Annotated in this window: 21 protein-coding genes; 6 read left to right on the top strand and 15 right to left on the bottom strand. The window is 63.9% G+C overall.

The features are described 5' to 3' along the window. Positions 1–115 precede the first annotated feature (115 nt). Together CAG18_RS25075 and CAG18_RS25070 are read right to left on the bottom strand one after the other, a co-directional pair. Entirely contained in the window at positions 116–1480 is a 1365-nt protein-coding gene (locus tag CAG18_RS25075) for a GTPase/DUF3482 domain-containing protein (RefSeq protein ID WP_085721774.1), read from the bottom strand. Beyond that, complete coding sequence (locus CAG18_RS25070) at positions 1473–2864, bottom strand: DUF2868 domain-containing protein (RefSeq protein ID WP_085721773.1); 1392 nt, start codon at positions 2862–2864, stop codon at positions 1473–1475. The genes CAG18_RS25075 and CAG18_RS25070 overlap by 8 nt, the downstream gene beginning before the upstream one ends. Positions 2865–2918: 54 nt before the next feature. On the opposite strand from CAG18_RS25070, the gene CAG18_RS25065 reads away from it, so the two are divergent. Continuing rightward, positions 2919–3434, top strand: a complete 516-nt coding sequence (locus CAG18_RS25065; protein ID WP_039612552.1) for a dihydrofolate reductase — start codon at positions 2919–2921, stop codon at positions 3432–3434. Between the two features lie 127 nt (positions 3435–3561). On the opposite strand, the gene CAG18_RS25060 is transcribed toward CAG18_RS25065, so the two are convergent. Then, positions 3562–4953, bottom strand: coding sequence for an L-cystine transporter (locus tag CAG18_RS25060; RefSeq protein ID WP_015272173.1), 1392 nt, complete (start codon positions 4951–4953; stop codon positions 3562–3564). 244 nt (positions 4954–5197) lie between these two features. Between CAG18_RS25060 and CAG18_RS25055 the strand changes: the two genes are divergently transcribed. Beyond that, complete coding sequence (locus tag CAG18_RS25055; protein ID WP_054573400.1) at positions 5198–6253, top strand: phosphorylcholine phosphatase; 1056 nt, start codon at positions 5198–5200, stop codon at positions 6251–6253. A gap of 173 nt (positions 6254–6426) precedes the next feature. On the opposite strand, the gene ilvD is transcribed toward CAG18_RS25055, so the two are convergent. The 3 genes from ilvD to CAG18_RS25040 all read right to left on the bottom strand — a co-directional run bounded on the left by ilvD (position 6427) and on the right by CAG18_RS25040 (position 10368). Beyond that, positions 6427–8268 (bottom strand): dihydroxy-acid dehydratase, encoded by a 1842-nt coding sequence (ilvD, locus tag CAG18_RS25050; protein WP_015272169.1) that lies wholly within the window; start codon positions 8266–8268, stop codon positions 6427–6429. Between the two features lie 271 nt (positions 8269–8539). Beyond that, positions 8540–9736: a class I SAM-dependent rRNA methyltransferase gene (locus CAG18_RS25045; RefSeq protein ID WP_013974648.1), complete on the bottom strand. Its 1197-nt coding sequence runs from the start codon at positions 9734–9736 to the stop codon at positions 8540–8542. Between the two features lie 92 nt (positions 9737–9828). Continuing rightward, complete coding sequence (locus CAG18_RS25040; protein WP_061304682.1) at positions 9829–10368, bottom strand: type 1 glutamine amidotransferase domain-containing protein; 540 nt, start codon at positions 10366–10368, stop codon at positions 9829–9831. A gap of 191 nt (positions 10369–10559) precedes the next feature. On the opposite strand from CAG18_RS25040, the gene CAG18_RS25035 reads away from it, so the two are divergent. Together CAG18_RS25035 and mutM are read left to right on the top strand one after the other, a co-directional pair. After that, entirely contained in the window at positions 10560–11378 is an 819-nt protein-coding gene (locus tag CAG18_RS25035) for an HDOD domain-containing protein (RefSeq protein WP_178075746.1), read from the top strand. A gap of 3 nt (positions 11379–11381) precedes the next feature. Further along, positions 11382–12194: a bifunctional DNA-formamidopyrimidine glycosylase/DNA-(apurinic or apyrimidinic site) lyase gene (mutM, locus tag CAG18_RS25030; protein ID WP_010955661.1), complete on the top strand. Its 813-nt coding sequence runs from the start codon at positions 11382–11384 to the stop codon at positions 12192–12194. A 156-nt stretch (positions 12195–12350) separates the two neighbouring features. Here mutM and CAG18_RS25025 read toward each other — a convergent pair whose 3' ends face one another. The 5 genes from CAG18_RS25025 to CAG18_RS25005 form a co-directional block, all read right to left on the bottom strand. Further along, the gene (locus CAG18_RS25025; protein WP_013974644.1) at positions 12351–12602 is read right to left on the bottom strand and encodes a YfhL family 4Fe-4S dicluster ferredoxin; all 252 of its coding nucleotides are present in this window, start codon (positions 12600–12602) and stop codon (positions 12351–12353) included. Between the two features lie 108 nt (positions 12603–12710). Next, entirely contained in the window at positions 12711–13190 is a 480-nt protein-coding gene (gene coaD / locus CAG18_RS25020) for a pantetheine-phosphate adenylyltransferase (RefSeq protein ID WP_014861498.1), read from the bottom strand. Positions 13191–13302: 112 nt separating this feature from the next. Then, positions 13303–14901, bottom strand: a complete 1599-nt coding sequence (locus CAG18_RS25015) for a GMC family oxidoreductase (RefSeq protein WP_085721771.1) — start codon at positions 14899–14901, stop codon at positions 13303–13305. 20 nt (positions 14902–14921) lie between these two features. Continuing rightward, positions 14922–15407, bottom strand: a complete 486-nt coding sequence (locus tag CAG18_RS25010; protein ID WP_085721770.1) for a twin-arginine translocation pathway signal protein — start codon at positions 15405–15407, stop codon at positions 14922–14924. Positions 15408–15417: 10 nt separating this feature from the next. Further along, complete coding sequence (locus CAG18_RS25005; protein WP_054573397.1) at positions 15418–16848, bottom strand: coniferyl aldehyde dehydrogenase; 1431 nt, start codon at positions 16846–16848, stop codon at positions 15418–15420. 151 nt (positions 16849–16999) lie between these two features. Here CAG18_RS25005 and CAG18_RS25000 point away from each other — a divergent pair, with 151 nt between their 5' ends. Together CAG18_RS25000 and CAG18_RS24995 are read left to right on the top strand one after the other, a co-directional pair. Next, on the top strand, positions 17000–17665 hold the full coding sequence (locus CAG18_RS25000; protein ID WP_015272163.1) for a TetR/AcrR family transcriptional regulator: 666 nt from the start codon (positions 17000–17002) through the stop codon (positions 17663–17665). 47 nt (positions 17666–17712) lie between these two features. Beyond that, entirely contained in the window at positions 17713–18567 is an 855-nt protein-coding gene (locus CAG18_RS24995; RefSeq protein ID WP_061304672.1) for a sulfurtransferase, read from the top strand. Between the two features lie 128 nt (positions 18568–18695). On the opposite strand, the gene CAG18_RS24990 is transcribed toward CAG18_RS24995, so the two are convergent. The 4 genes from CAG18_RS24990 to rsmD all read right to left on the bottom strand — a co-directional run. After that, positions 18696–19688: a hydrolase gene (locus CAG18_RS24990; RefSeq protein WP_085721769.1), complete on the bottom strand. Its 993-nt coding sequence runs from the start codon at positions 19686–19688 to the stop codon at positions 18696–18698. Between the two features lie 59 nt (positions 19689–19747). Continuing rightward, positions 19748–21148, bottom strand: coding sequence for a pitrilysin family protein (locus CAG18_RS24985; RefSeq protein WP_085721768.1), 1401 nt, complete (start codon positions 21146–21148; stop codon positions 19748–19750). Then, entirely contained in the window at positions 21145–22488 is a 1344-nt protein-coding gene (locus tag CAG18_RS24980) for a pitrilysin family protein (RefSeq protein ID WP_085721767.1), read from the bottom strand. The genes CAG18_RS24985 and CAG18_RS24980 overlap by 4 nt, the downstream gene beginning before the upstream one ends. Positions 22489–22559: 71 nt before the next feature. After that, a partial coding sequence (gene rsmD, locus CAG18_RS24975; protein WP_256573448.1) for a 16S rRNA (guanine(966)-N(2))-methyltransferase RsmD occupies positions 22560–23147 on the bottom strand: 588 nt, incomplete at its 5' end.

The following is a 23147-nucleotide window of genomic DNA, read 5'->3' as shown; positions in this document are numbered from 1 at the left end:
GCCTGTGCGGGCCTCTTCGCGGGTGAACCCGCTCCCACAGGAATAGTGCACATCTCAAGGAATGTGAGATACCTGTGGGAGCGGGTTTACCCGCGAAGAGGCCAGACCTGCTTGATCAAAACTGTGAAACCAGAGCCTCCAGCTGTTCCTGCCGCTCAGCCTGGTTCAGCTTCGCCCCAGGGTTCAGGGTGGACCACTGCGGATGCGCCCGCGCCTTGCTCAGCGCCTCCGGCAACTTGCCCTCCCGCCAGGCCTTCTCATCCAGTTCCCCCAGCCGAATGCTGTCCTGCGCCGCATGCCCGCGGTTTTCCAGCGCCACCATCAACTGCTGCTGACGCAAGGCCAGCAGGCGCAACACCGTGTCGTCCACCGTCAGCTCGCGCTTGCCCTTTAGCTTGCCCATCAACCGCGACCCATAGTTGCGCGCCGTCTGCAGCGCGCCGCCGGCAATCGCCCCGGCCAGGGCGGCAGCCCCCAGTGTCAGGCCGCCGACCAGCAGGTCCACCCCGGCACCCGCCGCAGCACCGGCGGCCACACCACTGCCCAAACGCACGCCCAGCAGCTTCAAGGTTTCGGGATTGAACAGGTCATCGCCCCAACGGCCATCCAGCAACGGCAGGTCGCTGGCATGGGCGTCCTCGCGGCGGAAGGCATATAGCTTGAGCAGTGCCTCGACACAGCGCTGTTCGCGCTGGCGCACCTCTTGCCGCAATGCCTCGATGGCCCGGGCTTCGGCAACCGGCTCGGCCTCGACGCTGCGCCGGCAGGCGGCGCAGTCCAGCAGCAGCTCGGCAATCAGGCGCTTGCCGCTGTGGCGGCGTGCCAGGCGCTGTGCCTGCTGGTCGTCGATCAGCCGCTGCAGGGCCGGGCGGGCGTCTTCCAGCAGCAGGGCCAGGCTTTCGTACAACCGGCGCTCGCCATCCTCTGGCGGGGCCACGCTGTCGAACCGCACCAACGCGTGAAGCCCAAGCCTGGCAAGGGCTTCACGCCATTGCGGCTCGCGGTGCTGATGGCTGGCGACGAAATTGAGCACCGGTAGCAGCGGTTTGCCGCAGCTGGCCAGCACTTCCAGTTCGTCGCGGTATTTGGCCAGCACTGGTTCGCGGGCGTCGATCACATACAAGCCGGCATTGCTGGCCAGCAGCTGGCGTAGCACCTTGGCCTCCTGCTCGAAACGCTGGCGTGCCTCGCTGCCTTGCAGAAAGCGCTCGAGGCGGGCCGGGCCGTCCAGCCGCTCGCCCGGGCGCTCCAGGCGTTCGAGATAGTCGAGCAGGGCAATGGCGTCTTCCAGGCCCGGGGTGTCATACAACTCGAGCAAAGGTTCGCCGTCCACCGACAGCCGCGCACCTTCCACATGGCGGGTGGTGCTGGGGCGGTGGGAAACTTCGCCAAAGCCGACGTCACGGGTCAGGGTGCGCAGCAGCGAGGTCTTGCCGACGTTGGTGTGGCCGACCACGGCCAGTTTCAGCGGCTCAGTCATGGCCATGCTCCAGCCAGGTCAGCGGCGAGGTATCGGCATGCGCCAGACCAAGGCGGTCGAGGGCTTCGTGCCAGTCGCCCAGTCGCTGGGCGTCCAGGGCCTCGCCCGGTGCGGCCTGCAGTAGCCATATACGGGTGGCGCCGGCGTTGCGTGCCAGTTCGGCGAGCAACGCCAGGCTGCCACGATCGGGAGAGCGGCGCGGGTCGCAAGCGATGGCCAGGCGTGCTGGCGGGAAACGGCTGAGCTGTTCGAGCAGGCGGTTACGCGATTCTCGGCTGTCGAGCACGCCGGCACTGGTTACGCTTTTTGGCAGCGCGGGCGGCCAGGGGTGCTGGTCGTCCAGCTCCAGGCCGACCAGCAGGGCGCCGCTGCTGCCACTTTCCAGCTGGCCAGCGGCAAACTGCGGCAAGGCCTCGGGCGCGGCATCCTGGACGCCGATGCGTTCGCTGCGCGGCATCAGCGCTTCACGCAGCTGCGCGTAGCCGGGCAGGCTTAGGTCCAGCGCCAGGCGTTGGCGGCCTTGACGCCAGCGCCACAGGCACAGCCCGGCCAACAGCAGGCGCGGAAGCAGGCCGTACACCAGCACCACGCCAAGCAGCCAGCTGGCCCAGGCCTGGCGCGCCAGGTCCAGGGCCGGCTGGCTGTCGCCGCTGGCGCGGATCATGGCCTCGTCGGGTACCGTGAAGCCCAGCAACGAGGGCAGCGCGCCCAGGGCCTGGGTCAGGTGGATGAACGGGTCGGCGGCGAGCAGGGTTGTCTCCCAGACAAAGCCATAGCGCCGGGTCGCCAGCAAGGCCAGCAGCATGCCCAGCGCGGTGATCATCGCCAGCAGCCACAGGCCATGCACCAGCAGGCCGAGCAGCCAGCGGTTGAGGCGTTGACGTTGCAGCAGCACCAGCAGCGCCGGTGCCAGGTGCGCGGCCTTGGCGTCACGGGCAAAGCGTTCGCTCAGCCACAGCCACAAACGGCCCAGCCCCGCGCCATGCTCGCCGCTCAGGGCAAAGCCGATGGCCCAGCCCAGCAGCATCAGCAGGTTCAGCCCGAGCAGGCTGCCGAGGGCCCAGAACACATTCACCGGGCGCTGCCCGTCGCTCAAGGCGGCCAGGGCCAACCCTGCGCCGCTGAGCACGGCCAGTACCAGCAAGGCCAGCAGCGCCAGGCGTGCGCCCTGTTTCCAGTGGCGCAGGGCGGTGGTGATGCCGTCGCGTTCGGCCAGGAACAGGGCACGGGTTTCGATGCGGGCCGCCAGGTCACCGCCTGCCTGGCGGGCGCAGCGGTTGGCTTCCTGGTCCTCCAGCGGGCCGGCATGTTCCTCGCGCAGGCGTACCGCTTCGGTGAGCCAGCGCTTGTCCAGTGAAGTGGGTGCAGTCACAAGGTCTTCCATTGCACAGGTCAGGGCAGAAGCATAACCCACACGCCCGGTGCTATCCTCGCTGGCATGAATACATCACTCCCCCTCAGCCTGATCGCGGCTCACGCCGAGAACCGCGTGATCGGCATCGACAACTCCATGCCCTGGCATCTGCCGGGGGACTTCAAGTACTTCAAGGCCACTACCCTGGGCAAGCCGATCATCATGGGGCGCAAGACCTGGGACTCGCTGGGCAGGCCATTGCCCGGGCGGTTGAATATCGTCGTCAGCCGGCAGGCAGGGCTGGAACTGGCGGGGGCCGAGGTGTTTGGCTCGCTGGAAGAGGCGCTGGTGCGGGCCGAGCAGTGGGCGCGTGAGCAGGGCGTTGATGAGCTTATGCTGATTGGCGGGGCGCAGCTGTATGGGCAAGCGCTGGAGAAAGGGCTGGTCAGCCGCATGTACCTGACGCGGGTCGAGTTGTCGCCGGAAGGGGATGCGTGGTTCCCTGAGTTCGATCGGGGGCAGTGGAAGCGGGTATCGAGCGAGGCGCAGGCTGAGGAAGGCAAGCCTGGGTATCATTTCGAGGTCTGGGACAAGGTTTGAGATTGCCGGGGCTGCCTTGCAGCCCTATCGCGACACAAGGCCGCTCCTACATTGATCGGCGTACGCTGGGCGATTGTAGGAGCGGCCTTGTGTCGCGACAGGGGCGCAACGCGCCCCCGGCAATCTGTCAGGAATGACTCAGCTCGGCATGTTCATCGCCAGCCAGCACATCCTTGTCGGTCTCTTTCAGCAGTTGGCTGGTCACCACCCCTGCGGTCATCGAACCGTTCACGTTCAACGCCGTGCGGCCCATGTCGATCAGCGGCTCCACCGAAATCAGCAACGCCACCAGCTCCACCGGCAAGCCCATGGCCGGCAGCACGATCAGTGCGGCGAAAGTCGCACCGCCACCTACGCCGGCAACACCTGCCGAACTCAGGGTGACGATGGCCACCAGGGTGGCGATCCACAGCGGGTCGAAGGTATCGATGCCCACCGCCGGCGCCACCATCACCGCCAGCATCGCGGGATAGAGCCCGGCGCAGCCGTTCTGGCCAATGGTGGTACCGAACGATGCGCTGAAGCTGGCAATCGACTGCGGTACGCCCAGGCGGCGGGTTTGCGCTTCGATGTTCAGCGGAATGCTGGCGGCGCTGGAGCGGCTGGTGAAGGCGAAGGTCAGTACCGGCCACACCTTGCGGAAGAAGCGCAGCGGGCTCACGCCGGTGGCGGCGAGGATAATGCCGTGCACCACGAACATCAGCGCCAGGCCCAGGTACGACACCACCACGAAGCTGCCCAGCTTGAGGATGTCTTCCATGTTCGAGCTGGCCACCACCTTGGTCATCAGCGCCAGTACGCCATACGGGGTCAGCTTCATCACCACCCGCACCAGGCGCATCACCCAGGCCTGCAGGGTGTCGATGGCCGACAGTGCGCGCTCGCCTTTCTCGGCATCGTCCTTGATCAGCTGCAGCGCGGCCAGGCCCAGGAACACGGCAAAGATCACCACGCTGATGATCGAGGTCGGCTTGGCCCGTGCCAGGTCACCTACCGGGTTGCTGGGGATGAACGACAGCAGCAGTTGCGGGATGTTGAGGTCGGCGACCTTGCCGGCGTAGTCGCTGTGGATAACCTGCATGCGCGCGCTTTCCTGGGCGCCGGCCACCAGGCCTTCGGCGCTGAGGCCGAACAGGTTGGTCAGGACGATGCCGATCAACGCAGCGATGGCGGTGGTCAGCAGCAGGGTGCCGATGCTCAGCACACTGATGCGGCCCAACGACGAGGCATTGTGCAGGCGCGCCACGGCACTGAGGATCGAGGCGAAGATCAGCGGCATGACGATCATCTGCAGCAAGCCGACGTAGCCGTTGCCGACCAGATCGAGCCAGGCGATGGTGGCCTTGAGCACAGGGTGACCAGCGCCATAGACGGTATGCAGGATCAGGCCGAACACCACGCCCAGCACCAGGCCCAGCAATACCTTCTTGGCCAGGCTCCAGTCGGTGCGGCGGGTTTGTGCCAGGCCCAGCAACAGGGCCAGGAACGCCAGCAGGTTAAGGGACAGCGGCAGGTTCATTGAAGCTCCAGCAGAAAAAAGCAGAAGAGGCATCGCCCCTGTGAGCGATTGCGAACGGAAATGCTAACAGCCTGAAAACAAACGAATTTATACCCAAATAGAATTTGTATAGTCGTTTATGGAATAACGATGTGTCGCGGATTGCAATGAACGCGGCGTTTGCAGCTGCATGGAGGTCGTTATCGAGGGCTGCCAGCGCAGGTTGTTGCACTAGCGTTTCTGAGTCATTTCAGGAGATTCGTACATGAAGTTTGCTCCGAAAGCCGTCGCCATCGGCCTGTCCCTGCTGTTCAGTATCGAAACCTTCGCCACCGAGCTCAAGCACTGGCCCGCCGAGGCAGCCAGGCAGCTCGACGGCATGATTGCCGCCAATGCCAACAAGGGTAACTACGCTGTCTTCGACATGGACAACACCAGCTACCGCTACGACCTTGAAGAGGCCTTGCTGCCGTTCATGGAAAACAAGGGCCTGCTGAGCCGCGACAAGCTCGACCCCTCGTTGAAGCTGATGCCGTTCAAGGACACCGCCGAGCATAAGGAAAGCCTGTTCAGCTACTACTACCGGCTGTGCGAAGTGGACGACATGGTCTGCTACCCGTGGGTGGCCCAGGTGTTCTCCGGCTTTACCCTGCAGGAGCTGAAGGTGCAGGTGGATGAGCTGATGGCCTCCGGCAAACCGATCCCGGCCACCTATTACGAAGGGGACCAGGTCAAGGCCATCGAGGTACAACCACCCAAGGTCTTCAAGGGCCAGGCCGAGCTGTACAACAAGCTGATGGAGAACGGTATCGAGGTCTATGTGGTTTCCGCTGCTTCCGAGGAGCTGGTGCGCATGGTCGCGTCGGACCCCAAGTACGGCTACAACGTGAAGCCGCAGAACGTGATTGGCGTGAGCCTGTTGCTGAAGGACCGTGCCAGCGGTCAGTTGACCACCGCACGCAAGCAGATCAGCGTCGGGCACTATGATGCCAAGGCCAACCTGGGGCTGGAGCTGACCCCATACCTGTGGACCCCGGCCACCTGGATGGCAGGCAAGCAGGCGGCGATCCTGACCTATATCGATGAGTGGAAGAAACCGGTGCTGGTGGGGGGCGATACGCCGACCAGTGATGGCTACATGCAGTTTCATGGTGTGGATGTGGGCAAAGGTGGCATCCACTTGTGGATAAACCGCAAGGCCAAGTACATGGACCAGTTGAACGGGATGATTGCCAGGAATGCAGCGGCGCAGGCCAAGGAAGGGCTGCCGGTGACGGCGGACAAGAACTGGGTGATCGTGACGCCGGAGCAGATTCAGTAAGCCATGTGGTGCCTGTGCTGGCCTCCTCGCGGGTAAACCCGCTCCCACCAGGACTCCGCAGCCTTTGAGCCAGGCGCTGTACCTGTGGGAGCGGGTTTACCCGCGAAAGGGCCCTTACAGGCATAAAAAACCGGCGCCCAGGGCGCCGGTTCTTCATTCACACCGTCAGAGCCTCACAGCCCTTCCAGCATCGCCTTGTTACGCACAGCGCCCTTGTCGGCACTGGTCGCCAGCAGGGCGTAGGCCTTCAGCGCGGTGGTCACCTTGCGTGGGCGTACTTCAGCCGGTTTCCAGCCTTTCTTGTCCTGTTCGACACGGCGCTCAGCCAGCTCTTCATCGCTGACCTGCAGGTTGATCGAACGATTCGGGATGTCGATCAGCACCTTGTCGCCGTCGCGCACCAGGCCGATAGCACCGCCAGCGGCAGCTTCCGGCGAGGCGTGGCCGATCGACAGGCCCGAGGTGCCGCCCGAGAAGCGGCCGTCGGTGAGCAGGGCGCAAGCCTTGCCCAGGCCCTTGGACTTCAGGTACGAGGTCGGGTACAGCATTTCCTGCATGCCCGGGCCACCTTTCGGGCCTTCGTAGCGGATGATCACGATGTCGCCGGCCTTCACTTCGTCGGCGAGGATGCCGCGTACGGCGCTGTCCTGGCTCTCGAAGATCTTCGCGGTGCCTTCGAACACCAGGATCGACTCGTCGACACCGGCGGTTTTCACCACGCAGCCATCCAGCGCGATGTTGCCGTACAGCACGGCCAGGCCGCCTTCCTGCGAATAGGCGTGCTCGACACTGCGAATGCAGCCTTCGGCACGATCCAGGTCCAGGCTCGGCCAGCGGGTCGACTGGCTGAATGCCGTCTGGGTCGGAATGCCAGCAGGGCCAGCCTTGAAGAAGGTGTGCACGGCTTCGTCATCGGTCTGGGTGATGTCCCACTTGGCGATGGCTTCTTCCATGCTGCGGCTGTGCACGGTCGGCAGGTCGGTGTGCAGCAGGCCGCCACGGGCCAGCGAGCCGAGGATGCTGAAGATGCCGCCGGCACGGTGCACGTCTTCCATGTGATATTTCTGAATGTTCGGCGCAACCTTGCACAGCTGCGGCACCTTGCGCGACAGGCGGTCGATGTCGCGCAGGTCGAACGCCACCTCGGCTTCCTGGGCGGCAGCCAGCAGGTGCAGGATGGTGTTGGTCGAACCGCCCATGGCGATGTCGAGCATCATGGCGTTCTCGAACGCCTTGAAATTGGCGATGTTGCGCGGCAGTACCGACTCATCGTTTTCGCCGTAGTAGCGCTTGCACAGCTCGACGATGGTGCGGCCGGCAGTGAGGAACAACTGCTCGCGGTCGGCGTGGGTGGCCAGGGTCGAACCGTTGCCCGGCAGGGCCAGGCCCAGGGCTTCGGTCAGGCAGTTCATCGAGTTGGCGGTGAACATGCCGGAGCACGAACCGCAGGTAGGGCAGGCGCTGCGCTCGTATTCGGCGACTTTTTCGTCGGAAGCCGAGGAGTCGGCGGCAATGACCATGGCGTCGACCAGGTCCAGGCCGTGGCTGGCCAGCTTGGTCTTGCCAGCTTCCATCGGGCCGCCGGAGACGAAGATTACGGGGATGTTCAGGCGCAGGGCGGCCATCAGCATGCCGGGGGTGATCTTGTCGCAGTTGGAGATGCACACGATGGCGTCGGCGCAATGGGCGTTGACCATGTACTCCACGGCGTCGGCGATGATCTCGCGGCTTGGCAGCGAGTAGAGCATGCCGTCGTGGCCCATGGCGATGCCGTCATCGACCGCGATGGTGTTGAATTCCTTGGCCACGCCACCGGCGCGTTCGATTTCGCGTGCGACCAGCTGGCCCAGGTCCTTCAGGTGCACGTGGCCCGGGACGAACTGGGTGAACGAGTTGGCGATGGCGATGATCGGTTTCTTGAAATCTTCGTCCTTCATCCCTGTGGCGCGCCACAGGGCACGGGCGCCGGCCATGTTGCGGCCTTGGGTGGAAGTCTTGGAACGATAATCAGGCATGAAACACTCCTGGCGGCTTAATCAGGTCACAAAAAGGGGAGTGAGCTTCTCTTGTCCTTTGTACCGCAGGCCGGTTGCCACTGGCACGGATGGGGCCGAAGACCGCGCGGGATCGCCGCGTGCTTGGGCAGAGCTCATAAACCCGCCGGGGATGACTGGCGATGAATAGGCCGATTCTACACCGCTGGCGCGGCGAGGGAATGCAGATGTGGATAGCTGGCGGGGAGATTGCAGCAGGAAAGGGCCGCTAGGCGGCCCTTTTTAGCGGATATCAGCTGTTTGGCAGCAACCGGCAGGTGATGCTCTTGATGTAGCGGGTTTCGGCAATGGCCGGGTGCACCGGGTGGTCGGGGCCTTGGCCGCCGCGTTCGAGCAACTGCAGGTTGCGGTCCAGGTGACGGGCGCTGGTCAGCAGGATGTTGTGCAGGTCGTCCTCGGGCAGGTGCATCGAGCACGAGGCACTGACCAGGATGCCGTCCTTGGTCAGCATGCGCATGGCCTGTTCGTTCAGGCGGCGGTAGGCCGCTTCGCCGTTCTTCAGGTCTTTCTTGCGCTTGATGAAGGCGGGTGGGTCGGCAATGATCACGTCGAAGCGCTCTTCGGCGGCCTTCAGTTCGCGCAGGGCCTCGAACACATCGCCTTCGATGCAGGTCAGTTTCTCGCTGATGCCGTTCAGCGCGGCGTTACGCTCCACGCCGTCCAGGGCGAAGCCCGAGGCGTCGACGCAGAACACTTCGCTGGCGCCGAAGGCACCGGCTTGCACGCCCCAGCCACCGATGTAGCTGAACAGGTCGAGCACGCGCTTGCCTTTCACGTACGGCGCCAGGCGTGCACGGTTCATGCGGTGGTCGTAGAACCAGCCGGTCTTCTGGCCTTCGCGTACCGGGGCTTCGAATTTGACGCCGTTTTCTTCCAGCGGCACCCAGTCCGGCACCTCGCCATAGACGGTCTCGACATAGCGCTGCAGGCCTTCGGCGTCACGCGCGGAGGAGTCGTTCTTGAACAGGATGCCGCTTGGCTTGAGCACCTGTACCAGGGCTGCAATCACGTCGTCCTTGTGCGCTTCCATGGTGGCGGAGGCCAATTGCACCACGAGGATGTCGAAGAAGCGGTCGACCACCAGGCCTGGCAACAGGTCGGAATCGCCATAGACCAGGCGGTAGCACGGTTGGTCGAACAGGCGCTGGCGCAGCGACAGGGCGACGTTCAGGCGGTGCACCAGCAGCGACTTGTCCAGCGGCAACTTGGCGTCGCGCGACAGCAGGCGGGCGCAGATCAGGTTGTTCGGGCTCAGTGCGACGATACCCAGCGGCTTGCCGTTGGCCGCCTCGAGAACAGCCTGCTGGCCGGCCTGGAAGCCTTGCAGCGGGGTCGCACTGACGTCGACTTCGTTGCTGTAGACCCACAGGTGGCCGGCACGCAGGCGGCGGTCGGCATTGGCTTTGAGGCGTAGGCTGGGCAGGGACATGACGTCGCTCCGGGAAAAAGAGCGGGATTATAGCCTGTTGCCTGGGCACTCGTCCCTTGCAGGAGCAGCCTCGCGTCGGCCATGAGATGACGTCAGGCTGCCAATGCCTTGATCAGCTGCCGGTTGAACGCCGGAATGTCATCGGGCTGGCGGCTGGTGATCAGGTTGCCATCGACCACCACTTCTTCATCCACCCAGTCTCCGCCGGCATTGCGGATGTCGTCCTGCAGGGTCTTGTAGCTGGTCAGCCGCCTGCCCTTGGCCAACCCGCAGGACACCAGCAACCAGCCACCATGACAAATCACCGCCAGCGGCTTGCCAGCCGAATCGTGGCTTTTCACCAGTTTCTGCGCAGCGGGAATCAACCGAATCGTGTCAGAGTTTTGCACGCCACCGGGCAGCACCAGGGCATCGTAGAGGTCCAGGTGGGCGCTTTCGAAGGTTGCGTCCACGGCGAATGCGTCAGCCGGCTGGTCGTGGTTCCAGCCGCGTACCGTTCCCTCTTTGTTGCTGAGGATGTCCACCACCGCGCCGCTCTGTTCCAGGGCCTCGCGGGGGCCTGTCAGTTCCACTTGCTCGAAGCCGTCGGTGACCAGGAAAGCCACTCGCTTGCCGTTCAGTTCTGCACTCATGGGCCTTGCTCCTTTCCTTGATGAATATGAGAAAGAGGCCCGCATGGATAGAGTAAAGTTCCGGCGCAACGATTCAGTGGTTGGTCCCTTTCCGGTCTGGAGGGTTAGAATCGCCGGTCCCAAACGAGTGTGCACGTATGTCCCAAGAACTCAGCGCCGAACAGATCCAGCAAGCCTTGCAAGGCATCACCATCCCGCCGCAACCGCAGATAATGGTCGACCTGCAGTTCGAGCAGTACATGCCTGACCCGGACCTGGAAACCATCGCGAAGCTGATTTCCCAGGACCCGGGCCTCTCGGGCGCCTTGCTCAAGCTGGTCAATTCCCCGCATTTCGGTCTTTCCAACAAGATCGGTTCGATCCAGCGCGCGGTGAACCTGCTGGGCAGCCGTTCGATCATCAACCTGATCAACGCTCAGTCGATCAAGGGTGAGATGACCGACGAGACCATCGTTACCCTCAACCGCTTCTGGGACACTGCCCAGGACGTGGCGATGACCTGTCTGACCCTGGCCAAGCGCACCGGCATCCAGGCGGCGGACGAGGCCTACACCCTGGGCCTGTTCCATGACTGTGGCGTGCCGCTGATGCTCAAGCGCTTCCCCGACTATATGGATGTGCTGGAGGACGCCTATGCCAAGGCCGACGAGGAAACCCGCGTGGTCGACACCGAAAACCGTGTGTTCAACACCAATCATTCTGTGGTCGGCTATTTCACTGCCAAATCCTGGCGGCTGCCCGAGCACCTCAGCGCGGCCATAGCCAACCACCACAACGCCTTGGCTGTGTTCCGCGACGAGAGCTCGCGCAATACCCAGAACCAGCTGAAAAACCTGCTGGCGGTGCTGAAGATGGCCGAGCACATCTGCGCATCGTACCGGGTGCTGGGCAACCAGGCCGTGGACCACGAATGGAATGTGGTCGGCCCGCTGGTGCTCGATTACATCGGCTTGTCGGAATACGATTTCGAGAACCTCAAGCAGAATATTCGCGAGATGGGCGGGCACTGACACATGCCGGAATTGCCAGAAGTAGAAACCACCCGACGCGGTATTGCGCCCCATCTGGAAGGCCAGCGTGTCAGCCGGGTCGTGGTGCGCGACCGGCGCCTGCGCTGGCCGATTCCGGAAGACCTGGATGTGCGACTGTCGGGGCAGCGCATCGTCAGTGTCGAGCGGCGCGCCAAGTATCTGTTGATCAATGCAGAGGTCGGCACCCTGATCAGTCACCTGGGCATGTCGGGCAACCTGCGCCTGGTCGAACTGGGCTTGCCGGCGGCCAAGCATGAGCATGTGGATATCGAGCTGGAGTCGGGGTTGATGCTGCGCTACACCGACCCGCGCCGCTTTGGCGCGATGCTGTGGAGCCTGGACCCGCTCAATCACGAACTGCTGCTGCGCCTGGGGCCTGAACCGCTGACCGACCTGTTCGACGGCGAGCGACTGTTCCAGCTGTCCCGTGGGCGGTCGATGGCGGTCAAGCCGTTCATCATGGACAACGCGGTTGTGGTGGGGGTGGGCAACATCTACGCCACCGAGGCGCTGTTTGCCGCTGGCATCGACCCCCGTCGGGAAGCGGGCGGGATTTCCCGGGCCCGCTACTTGAAGCTGGCGATCGAGATCAAGCGTGTGCTGGCGGCGGCGATCGAACAGGGCGGCACCACGCTACGCGACTTCATCGGTGGCGACGGGCAGCCGGGGTACTTCCAGCAGGAATTGTTCGTGTACGGGCGGGGCGGGCAGCCGTGCAAGGTGTGTGGCACGGAGTTGCGCGAGGTGAAGCTGGGGCAGAGGGCGAGTGTGTATTGCCCGCGTTGCCAGCGCTGAGGCAAGTTACGCGGAAACTTGTAGGAGCGGCCTTGTGTCGCGATGGGCCGCAAAGCGGCCCCGGCAATTTCTGCTGCGGAGCTGAAATTTGGGGGCGCTTCGTACCCCATCGCGACACAAGGCCGCTCCTACAGGTACAGCGTAGGGCTGAGGGGATCAGGCCTTGCCAGTAATCCGGCGGTACTTGGCCATCAGCTCTTCTTCGGTTTCCGGGTGCGCTTCATCCAGCGGGATGCAATCGACCGGGCAGACCTGCTGGCATTGTGGCTCGTCGTAATGGCCCACGCACTGGGTGCACAGGTTAGGGTCGATCACGTAGATCTCTTCGCCTTGGGAGATGGCCTCGTTCGGGCACTCGGGTTCGCAGACGTCGCAGTTGATGCAGTCGTCGGTGATGATCAGGGACATGGGGACTCCGGCCGGGGCTCCGCGCCCGGGCATGTTCAACGCAGTGGGCACAATTGTGCCGCATTCGCGCCCGCAGTGCACGCGGGCGCGATGATCAGCCGCTAAAGGTCATTTCTTGAAGCGTTCGGTCAGCGCCTCGGCCACCACTGGGTGGACGAATTTGCTGATATCACCGCCCAGGGCGGCAATTTCCCTGACCAGGGTCGAGGAAATGAACGAATAACGCTCCGAAGGCGTGAGGAACAGGCTCTCGACGTCGGGGGCCAGTTGCCGGTTCATGTTCGCCAGCTGAAACTCGTACTCGAAGTCGGACACCGCACGCAGGCCACGCAGGAAGACGTTGGCGCCCTGTTCCTTGGCGAAATGCGCCAGCAGGGAGGAGAAGCCGATGACTTCGACATTGGGCAGGTGCTTGGTGACCTCACGGGCGAGCTCCACCCGCTGTTCCAGCGGGAACAGCGGGTTTTTCTTCGGGCTGGCCGCCACCGCGATGATCACGTGGTCGAACAGCCGCGAGGCACGCTCGACCAGGTCGCCATGGCCTTTGGTAATGGGGTCGAAAGTACCCGGGTACAACACTCGGTTCATCGCGTCATCCTGGCTGGAGTGCGTTGGGGAGTCGGATGGTAGCGCAGCGACGGCGCCCCGGCCAAGTCATGCGGCCGGCTGACGGCACTATAGACAGGGGGCCTGTTCCTTGTCATGCACTGTGTGCCAGGCGGGCGACCAGTGCTACGGTGAGCCTGGCACTGATGGCATACACCGACAGTTGCGGGTTGGCGCCGATGCTGGTGGGGAACAGTGAGCCATCGTGAACCGACAGGTTTTCCAGCTGGTGATGGCGGCCCAGGCTGTCGCATACTGCCTGGCGCGGGTCGTCGCCAAGGGCGCAGCCACCCATCACGTGAGCGCTGCCCAGGCGCGTGCGGAACGGCTCCAGGCGCAACTTGTCGATCATGGCCAAGGCGTGTTCCAGGCGGGACGCGGCGTTGGCGTCGCTGTGCACGGGGGTGACCTGGGTGGCACCAGCGGCGAACTGGATCTGCGCCATGCTGCGATAGGCGCGGCGCAGGCCGTCGCGCAGGTAATCGGTGACCGGGTAATCGAGCACCGGTGAGCCATCGCCGCGCAGCTCCACGGTCCCGCCCTGGCTTTGCGGGTGGAAGCCGTCACGCAGCAGCGCCAGCATCACGTGGGTATGTGGCAGCTCGGCCATGCGCTGGGCATTCTCGTGGCCATGCCCGCCCAGCAGCGTGCTGGCCAGGGCCGGGTGCAGCGGTGGCACCTCCAGCTTGTAGCCAATCGGGCCATCGTTGCCGCCTTGCCATTGGAAGTGGTCGCTGTAGATGGACTGTGGGGCGCCGTAGTAGGGGTCGATACGGTCGTTGAAGCGTGCTGCGCTGAAGTTGACCAGGTGCAGGAAGGTGCGTTTGCCCAGGCGTCCATGCGGGTCGGGCGCGTCGGAACGCAGCAGCAAGGCCGGGCTGTTGATGCCGCCACCGGCAAGGATGTAGTGACGCGCGCGAACGCGGACCTGCCGGCCTGTGGCATGTATGCCGTGGCTATCCAGGGCCTGGCATGACAGGCCCTGGATGCGCTCGCCGTTGTGTTCGAAGCGCTCGGCCCGCGCCAGGTACAGCAGCTCGCCGCCCTGTTCGAGGGTGGCGGGAATACGCGTTACCAGCATCGACTGCTTGGCATTCACCGGGCAACCCATGCCGCAGTAGCCCAGGTTCCAGCAGCCGCGCACGTTGCGCGGGATCACCGCCCAGCGGTAGCCCAGCTGTTCGCAGCCACGGCGCAGCACGTCGTTGTTGGCGTTCGGTGGCAGGGCCCAGGGGGTGATGCCCAGTTCCTGCTCGATGCGCTCGAACCAGGGGCGCATTTGCTCCTCGCCCAGGCCGGTCACGTTGTGGGCTGCGGCCCAGTGCGCCAGGGTCTGTGGCGGCGTGCGAAAGCTGGAGGTCCAGTTGACCAGCGTGGTGCCGCCCACGGCGCGGCCCTGGAGGATGGTGATGGCGCCGTCCTTGCTCATGCGGCCCAGGCCTTCCTGGTACAGGCTGGCATAGGCTTCGTTTTCCAGCAGGTGGAAATCGCTGCTGGTCTTCAGCGGGCCTTCTTCGATCAGCAGCACCTTGAAGCCGGCAGTGCTGAGCATTTGCGCGCTGGTAGCGCCGCCGGCCCCGCTGCCGATCACGGCAACGTCGGCTTCCAGCGTGAGGTCGTGCTCCAGGCGCGACGCGTCGTGGGTGATCCAGCCGCTTTCCAGGCCTTGGCGAAACGGGTCGGGTACAGGCATTGGTGCTGCTCTTGTTGTTTTCAGATTTTCGGTGGCCCGGGGTAGCCGCAGGCGGCCCAGGATTCGGGGCGTTCGTACCAGGCCATCTGCAGCAACTGCAACAGCGAGGCGTGGCCCATGCGCAGCAGGTTCAGCGAGCTGTCCTGCCAACGTTGCAGGAAGGCGGTGACCTGTGCCGCGCTGGCTTGTTCCCAGGCGCCCCAGACGCCGGTCAGGGGGCCGCGGGTGAGCGGCAGGTTTAGCACGTCGAACAACTGCCGGGTGAGCTTGAGCATTTCCGGCGACAGCGCCGCCAGCTTGTGGTCGAGACTGTGCAGCACCAGAGTATCGGCAGCCTGCGTGCCGGCCAGTACTACCGGGATCAGCGCGCGCAACATCGGCAGATCGTCGTCCCGCAGTACCCGGTAACCCGTTGCGGCTGTCTGTGCGCTGCAGCCGACCAGGCTGGTACCGGCCAAAAAGACGCTGGCGCCAAGGCTGAAGCGCAACAGTTCGCGGCGGTGCATCTGCCGGCCCTCAGCGGATAAAAAGCTTGAAGACCAGGCGCTGCAAGGCTTTGCCATAAGGCGGGTAGACCAGCCGGGCAGCGTTGAAGCGTTGCTTGGTCAGCACCGCCTTGGCCTTGCTGAAGGTCAGGAAGCCGTCATGGCCATGGTAATGGCCCATGCCTGAAGGCCCGATGCCGCCGAACGGCAAGTCGTCCTGAGCCACGTGCAGCAGGGTGTCGTTCAGGCACACTCCGCCGGAGTGGGTGTGGCGCAGCACCTGCTCCTGTGTGGCGCGGTCATAGCCGAAGTAGTACAGCGCCAGCGGGCGCGGGCGCTGGTTGATGTAGGCCAGTGCCTGCTCGAGGTTGTCGTAGGGAACCAGCGGTAGCAGCGGGCCGAAGATTTCGTCCTGCATCACCTGCATGTCATCGTTCACGCCCAGCAGCAGGTGTGGTGGCAGGCGCCGGCCCTGGCGGGTTTCACCCGGGTACAGGTCAAGTACCTGCGCTCCTTTGGCGTGAGCATCGTCCAGTAAATGCTGCAAGCGCTGCAGTTGGCGCGAGTTGATGATTGCGGTGTAGTCAGGGTTGTCGGCGATGCGCGGGTATAGCCGGCGTACTGCACGCTGGTAGGCGTCGCTGAAGGCCTCCAGGCGCTCGCGTGGCACCAGCACGTAGTCGGGGGCGACGCAGGTCTGGCCGGCGTTTAGGGTCTTGCCGAAGGCAATGCGTTCGGCGGCGCTGTCCAGCGGTACGTCGGCCGAGACTATGGCTGGCGACTTGCCACCCAGCTCCAGGGTGACGGGGGTCAGGTTGTGCGCCGCAGCCAGCATTACCTTGCGCCCCACGCTGGTGGCGCCGGTGAACAACAGGTGATCGAACGGCAGGCGGGCAAAGGCCTGGCCTATCTCGATCTCGCCGAGCACCACGCTGACCAGATCGGTGGGGAACACTTGCTCAAGTAGTTGTTTCAGCGCCAGGCCAGTGGCAGGCGTGGCCTCGCTGAGCTTGAGCATGACCCGATTACCGGCAGCCAGAGCGCAGGTCAGGGGGCCGATGGCAAGGAGCAGCGGGTAATTCCACGGCACGATGATGCCAACCACGCCCAGGGGTTGGTACCGCACATGCGCGCTGGCCGGCTGGAAGGCCAGGCCGACCCTGCGCCGGCTGGCGCGCATCCAGCGCCGCAGGTGTTTTTCGGCGTGGCGCAGGCCTTGCACCGAGGGCAGCAGCTCGGCCAGCAGGGTTTCGTCGGCGCTGCGCCCTTCAAAGTCCTGGCCGATTGCCTCGATCAGTTCGGCCTGGCTGGCCAGCAGGGCTTCCCGCAGGCTTTTCAGCCATTGACGCCGCTGCGCAGCTGGTGGCAGTGGGTTGCCGGCAAAGGCCTGGCGTTGGGTGGCGAACGTCGCCGCAAGGTCGAGGTCGAATTGCACAGGGGGCAAGGCACTGGGCGAGGTCATGGCGGCTCCGAGTCCGAGCAGGAAATCACTAGAGCCTATACTCTAATCTGTACCATGGTGCGAATTTTTCCGCTTTATCGAGCGGTGCACTCCACCGCCAATACGCCGTAAGATGCCCCTTTGTTGAAGGCCCGCAGACTGGGAGCTGAGCATGGCCCCGCGCATGAAGACCCGAGAGCGCATCGTGCAGAACAGCCTGGAGCTGTTCAACCAGCAGGGCGAACGCAGCGTCAGTACCAACCACATTGCCGCGCACATGGAAATTTCGCCCGGCAACCTGTATTACCACTTCCCCAACAAGCAGGCGATCATCGCTTTGCTGTTCAGTCAGTACGAAGAACTGGTGGACAGCTTCCTGCGCCCGCCGCAAGGCCGTTCGGCGACCGTGGAGGACAAGCGCTTCTACCTGAAGGCGCTGCTGGCGGCGATGTGGAACTACCGTTTTCTGCATCGTGACCTGGAGCATCTGCTGGACAGCGACCCGGAGCTGGCCGCACGTTATCGGCGCTTTTCCGAACGCTGCCTGCGTCAGGGCCAGGCGATCTACCGCGGTTTCGTCGAGGCGGGCATCCTGGCCATGACACCAGCCCAGATCGAATCGCTGACCATCAATGCCTGGATCGTATTGACGTCCTGGGTACGTTTTCTCAGCACCACGCGGGAACATTCCGCGCACCTGGGTGAAGAAGCCTTCAAGCGCGGCGTCTACCAGGTACTGGTGCTGGAGCTCGGCTTCGTCACCGACAACGCCCGCAATGCGGTGGACGCCCTTTGCCAGGAATTCCATGTACCGTTCAACCAGGCCCTGGAGCACTAACCCAGGGCCAAAGTGTTATCGATAGTGCCATCGATCAGGAGATTGTCATGCCCCTTGCGCAATTGATCACCCCGCAGCAGTTGGCCGAGCGTCTGGGCTCGCCCAAGTTGGTGATCCTCGACTGCCGCTTTGCCCTCGAGGATGTGGACTATGGCCAACGCAGCTATGCCCAAGGGCATATTGCCGGAGCGCATTTTGCCGACCTGGAGCGTGACCTCAGCGGGCCTGTGAGTAAGGGACGCACCGGGCGCCACCCATTGCCGGATGCGCGCCGGTTGGTCGAGCGCTTGCGTGAGTGGGGGCTGGACGATGACAGCGAGGTGGTGCTGTACGACGACGGCCCAGGCGCTTTTGCCGCCCGTGCCTGGTGGCTGCTGGCCTGGCTGGGCAAGCGCAGCGGTGTAGCGATCCTCGACGGTGGCCTGAAGGCCTGGCATGCGGCGCACCTGCCGCTCAGCCTGGACCCGCCGCTCAAGCGGGAAGGCACCTTCAACGGTGAGCCGGACGGCAAGCTGCTGATCGATGCCGAGCACCTGGCCAAGCGTCTGGGTAACCCAGACCTGACCTTGATCGATGCGCGTGCCTTGCCGCGCTTCCGTGGCGAAGTGGAACCGATCGACCCGGTTGCGGGGCATATTCCGGGGGCGCAGTGCGCGGCGTTTACCGACAACCTTGGGGCTGATGGGCGTTTTCTGCCTTCGGACCAGCTAAAACAGCGCTTTGCTGAAAAGCTCGCCGGGCGTGCACCGGAGCAGTTGGTGGCGTATTGCGGGTCGGGGGTGACGGCGTGTCATAACCTTTTCGCCTTGGCGTTGGCGGGATATCCACTGGGCAAGCTGTATGCCGGGTCGTGGAGCGAGTGGATCAACGATCCGCAGCATGGCGTAGCCACTGGCGATTAAGCAGTACCGACCTCATCGCCGGCAAGCCAGCTCCCACAGGTACATCACTACCCATCGGGCCTGTGCCACACCTGTGGGAGCTGGCTTGCCGGCGATAAGGTCGGTACTGCCAATGAAATCTGCAGCTCCTATTGGCCTTCCACCAACCACTGTGGAATCCGCCGCTCCAGGTAATACCCCGGGTTACGCAGGCTGCCATCGACAAAGCCCACATGGCCGCCGCGGCTGTGCAGTTCGAAGCGGGTCTGCGGCGCCAGTTCGCGGGCTGTTGGCAGGCTGTGGCCGGAGACGAAAGGGTCATCGCTGGAATGGATGATCAGCGTCGGCGTGCGGTTCTGGCCGAGGAAGAAATGGCTCGATGAGCGGCGGTAGTAGTCGTGCGCATCGCGAAAACCGTTCAGCGGTGCGGTGACCTTGCCGTCGAATTCCCAGAACGTGCGCAGGTTGACCAGCGGCCCCAGCCGTTGCAGCGTCGCCAGCCGTTCATGCTGGCCCTTGTCGTGGAAGTGCCGCTGCTTGAGCTGAACATAAGCCAGCATCTCGCGCATGAAATGCGCCTGGTACACCTTTGAAAAGCCCTGGCCGATGCGGTCGGCGCAGTGGTCCAGGCGAAACGGCACCGACACTGCCACCGCAGCCTGCAACTGGCTGGCGACACCGCTTTCGCCAAGGTATTTCAGCAGCACATTGCCCCCCAGCGAATAACCCACCGCATACAACGGCGCCAACGGGCGCTGGGCGCGCAGGTGGCTGACGATTTCGGCCAGGTCTTCGCTGGCACCGGAATGGTAGCTGCGTGGCAGCAGGTTGGGCTCGCCCGAGCAACCGCGCCAGTTCACCGCCACGCTGGCCCAGCCGCGGCCGTGCAGCGCTTGCTGCAAACCTTTGACGTAGGGCGAGTGGGAGGAGCCGGTCAAGCCGTGCAGCACCAGCACCAACGGCGCGTGGGGCTGGTGCGGGCCGTGCCAGTCCAGGTCGATGAAGTCGCCATCGGCCAGCCATAGCCGCTCGCGGTTGCGCTGCAGCTCTGGCAGTTTTCGCCACAATGGCCCCCACAAGGTTTGCAAGTGGGGGTTGGCAAGGCCGAGGGCTGGACGGAACGTTGCGCTGGGGCTGGGCATGTGGGCGACTCATGTTGTGCGTGCCTAGAATGCCATGGAAAAACCCCGATGTACCTGCGCTATTGGTCGTCCTTCATTGTTTCCGGCAGTGGCAGTTGCACTGACTCGGGGCCTAAGGTCACCAGCACTTGCGTCGCGTTGCCCAACCACACCTGCCCGGCTTCACGCAGGTTCGCTGGCGTGAGTGACTGCAGCCTGTCAAGAAAAGTGGCAAGGTGATCGCCTGGCAGCCCTTGGTGGCTGTAAGTCGCAAGTGCTTTGGCCAGTTTGGCGCTGTCTGCAAGGTCGTGATGCAGCTTGGCCGCAATTTCGTTCACAGCGATGTCGCATTCTGCCTGGCTAGGGCCTCGTTCGCGCAGGCACGCGACAATCCCCGACACCAGGGCCGCTGCCGCATCGCGGTACTGCGGGGCGATGTCCCAATGAATTTGCAGCAGGCATGCCGCATCCAGCGGGTTGAGGTCGGAGTAGATGGCGTAGGTCAGGCTGCGCAGGGTTCGCAACTCTTGCGTCAGGCGTGATTCATAGCTGGTGCCAAGTATCACGTTGAGCAGTGTCAAGGCCGGAAATAGCGGGCTGCTTGGCGAAGCTTTCGAGGACAACGTCAACAGTGCCCGGGTGGCGCTGCCGGTGGCGGTCAGGTGCTGCACGAGTGGCGGGTGTTCGGGGAGTGGCGGCGGTGCGGCGGCCGCCCACGCCTGCGGCAGGGCACGGGTGAGTGCGTCGATCAGTTGCTCCGCATCTTCTCGGCTCAGGTCCCCCACCAAGGCAATATCCAGATTGTTCGCCGAGTAAGCCTTCTGGTGGAAGTCCCTGATCTGCTCGACATTGACGGTACCACTGGCTGTCGTGGTGGCGCTGGCAGCGTACGGATGATCACGGAAAACATGAGCCATCGTGGTGTTGGTAAGCCGTATCAGGGGGTGGCTGCCCTGTCGGACCCGGTTGAAAGCCAGCCGCTCCCGGATTTTCGCCACGTCAGGCTCCCTGAAAGCAGGATATGCCAGCATCTGGGTGAACAGCTGCATCACGCTGGCGCGTATCGCGGGCAAGCTCAGGCAGCGGAGTGTGATGACGGCACTGTCATCGGTGATCCTTCTGCTGAGGATGGCCCCGTACCCGGCCAGCTGCTCGGCAAACTGTGCTGCATCGAGCTCCCCGGTCCCTTGGTCGAGGCTGTACAGGGTAACTGCAGCCAGGCCTGGGTTGGCACCGTCAAGCACGTTGCCGGCACGAAAGCGCAAGGCCAGGTCGAACATCGGGCGGTCATGGTCTGCGATGAAGCTGACCTTTGCGCCGCCGGCGGTTTGCCAACACTCGGCGGCGGCTTGCAGGGGCGGTACCTGGCCAAGCTCGATTTCCTTGGCCGATTCCAGGTTGGCCATGGCCTCCAAGGCGGTGTCGGTAGTTGGGCCGTCGCACAGTGTTGGTCGGGTGGTCGTCAAGTTGTCTGGGCTCATGCTTGCACTCCGGGCCGAAGGTAGGTTGTGGTCAGCCGTTCGCGCCCCAGATAGGCAATCGCCACCTGTTGCACTGTCGCACTGTCGAGGTCCCGGATGAGAGGGCAGTCCTCGTCGATCACCGAGACTGGCAAACCGGCGGCGGCAGCGGCGCCCAGCTCGTCTGCCTGGGAGGTGAGCGCGTCAAGGTCGAACAGTCTCCGGGCGAGCATGCGCAACTTGGCGCGCTGCAGCTCTGCTTCCGGCAAGGCAACGCTGCGCAGCGCCTGCACATGCTCGTAAACGGCTTGGGCGGCGTCTTCCGGTGTGGCGTGGGTGGTGTTCACGTAGGCAGAAATTGTCAACAGCGTGTCGCCACGCACCAAGGGCTCGTAGGACACTCGCACGCCTGTAAGCAGGCGCCTGTCCCGTACCAGATTGCTGTACAGCCGGGAGCTGAAACCTACGCCAAGCAAGTCGCAAAGCAGGGTCAGGGCAAGCGATGTCTTGGCGTCGGGGGCTGTTGCTCGGCCTGGAACGTTGAATGACATGAACAGCCCCTCGCGTAACCCTGGCAGGCTTACGGTGTGGCTGCGGGCCTGCAGTTGAGTGTCATGGCGTGGAACAGGCCGGTCGGCGACAGGCGCTTTCGGCACGCCTGCGAAGTAACGCTCCACATGCTGCCGGAGCGTTGGCAGGTCAACGCTGCCGACTACCACAAGCGTTGCGTTGTTGGGCTGATACCAGGACCTGTACCAGGTTCGCAGCGCCGCCAGGTCGATGCTGTCCAGGTCTGCCCGATAACCGAAGCTCGGGCCTGCATAAGGGCTGGTGCCATGGGCCAGAGCGTTATGCTGATCGTATGCCTGTTGGTCGGGCTGGACGTCCAGCTTGAGCCGGCGCTCGTCCTCCACCGCCTTTATCTCCCTTTCCATCTCCGCTTGGCCGAAGGTAGCGGTGCTCATGGCATCGGCCATGATTTCCAGCGCTATGGGCAGGCGGCTGGCTGGTAGCGAGACCTCATAAGAAGTGGCATCCAGGTGGGTGGTGGCATTGGCACTGCCGCCTATGCGTGCAATCACCCGGCTGTATTGGTCGGTGGGCAGTTTGCTGCTGCCTGCGAAGATCAGGTGCTCCAGCACGTGAGACAGGTTCGTGTGGCCGGCAGGCTCATGGCTTGAGCCTATGTGGTACCAGAGCTGGACTGCGGCCAGAGATGTCTTGTGATTTTCTCGCAAGTAAACGGTCAGGCCGTTTTCCAGCGTGAAGTGCTGCAATGGCGAGGTAGTGGTGCAGGACAAGGCGGCAAGCCCTGCAGAGACCTGGCCCAGGTCGGGTGGCGAAGTAGGTGGTGAGGTCATCGCTGAAGTGCTCTGGTTGATGTGAACCCGAACAGCTTCAGCGACAAGGGTGCTGTACCTGCTTTAAATAATTAGCCCCGCTGCCAGAGCGCGTAATGTACCTGGCCGGTCTTTTTCTCTCGATGCAGGCGCCAGTTACCTGGCAGTTGCAAGGTCGACGGTGCGGCCTCGCTTTCGGTGTAGACCCACGCCTGTTCGCGCAACCACTGGTTCTGTTCCAGCAGGTTGCAGGTGTCGGCCAGCAGGTCCTGGTGGAACGGTGGGTCAAGGAACACCACATCGAACTGCTGCTTGGCTGGGCCTTGCAGATAACGCAGGGCGTCGGTCTGCAGGATCTGCCCGCGCGGGCAGCGCAGTATCTCGAGGTTGTTCTTCAGGTTGGCGATGGCCGCCGGGTTGCTGTCCAGCGCGACCGCGTCCTCGGCCCCGCGGGACAGGGCTTCGAGCACCAGGGCGCCGCTGCCGGTGAAGGCGTCCAGCACGCGGGCTCCCTCGATATAGGGTGCCAGCCAGTTGAACAGGGTTTCGCGCACGCGGTCGGGCGTTGGCCGCAGGCCTTCTCCATCCGGCACCGACAGGCGGCGGCTGCGCCATTCGCCGGCGATGATGCGCAGGTGGCCCTGGCCCTTGCTTTGGCCGGGTTGCGGGCGGGCGGGAGG

Source organism: Pseudomonas sp. B22(2017) (genome assembly GCF_002113105.1).
GTDB classification, from domain to species: domain Bacteria; phylum Pseudomonadota; class Gammaproteobacteria; order Pseudomonadales; family Pseudomonadaceae; genus Aquipseudomonas; species Aquipseudomonas asiatica.
The sequence above is the reverse complement of the archived record's forward strand: the minus strand, read 5'-3'. Positions and strand labels throughout refer to the sequence as shown.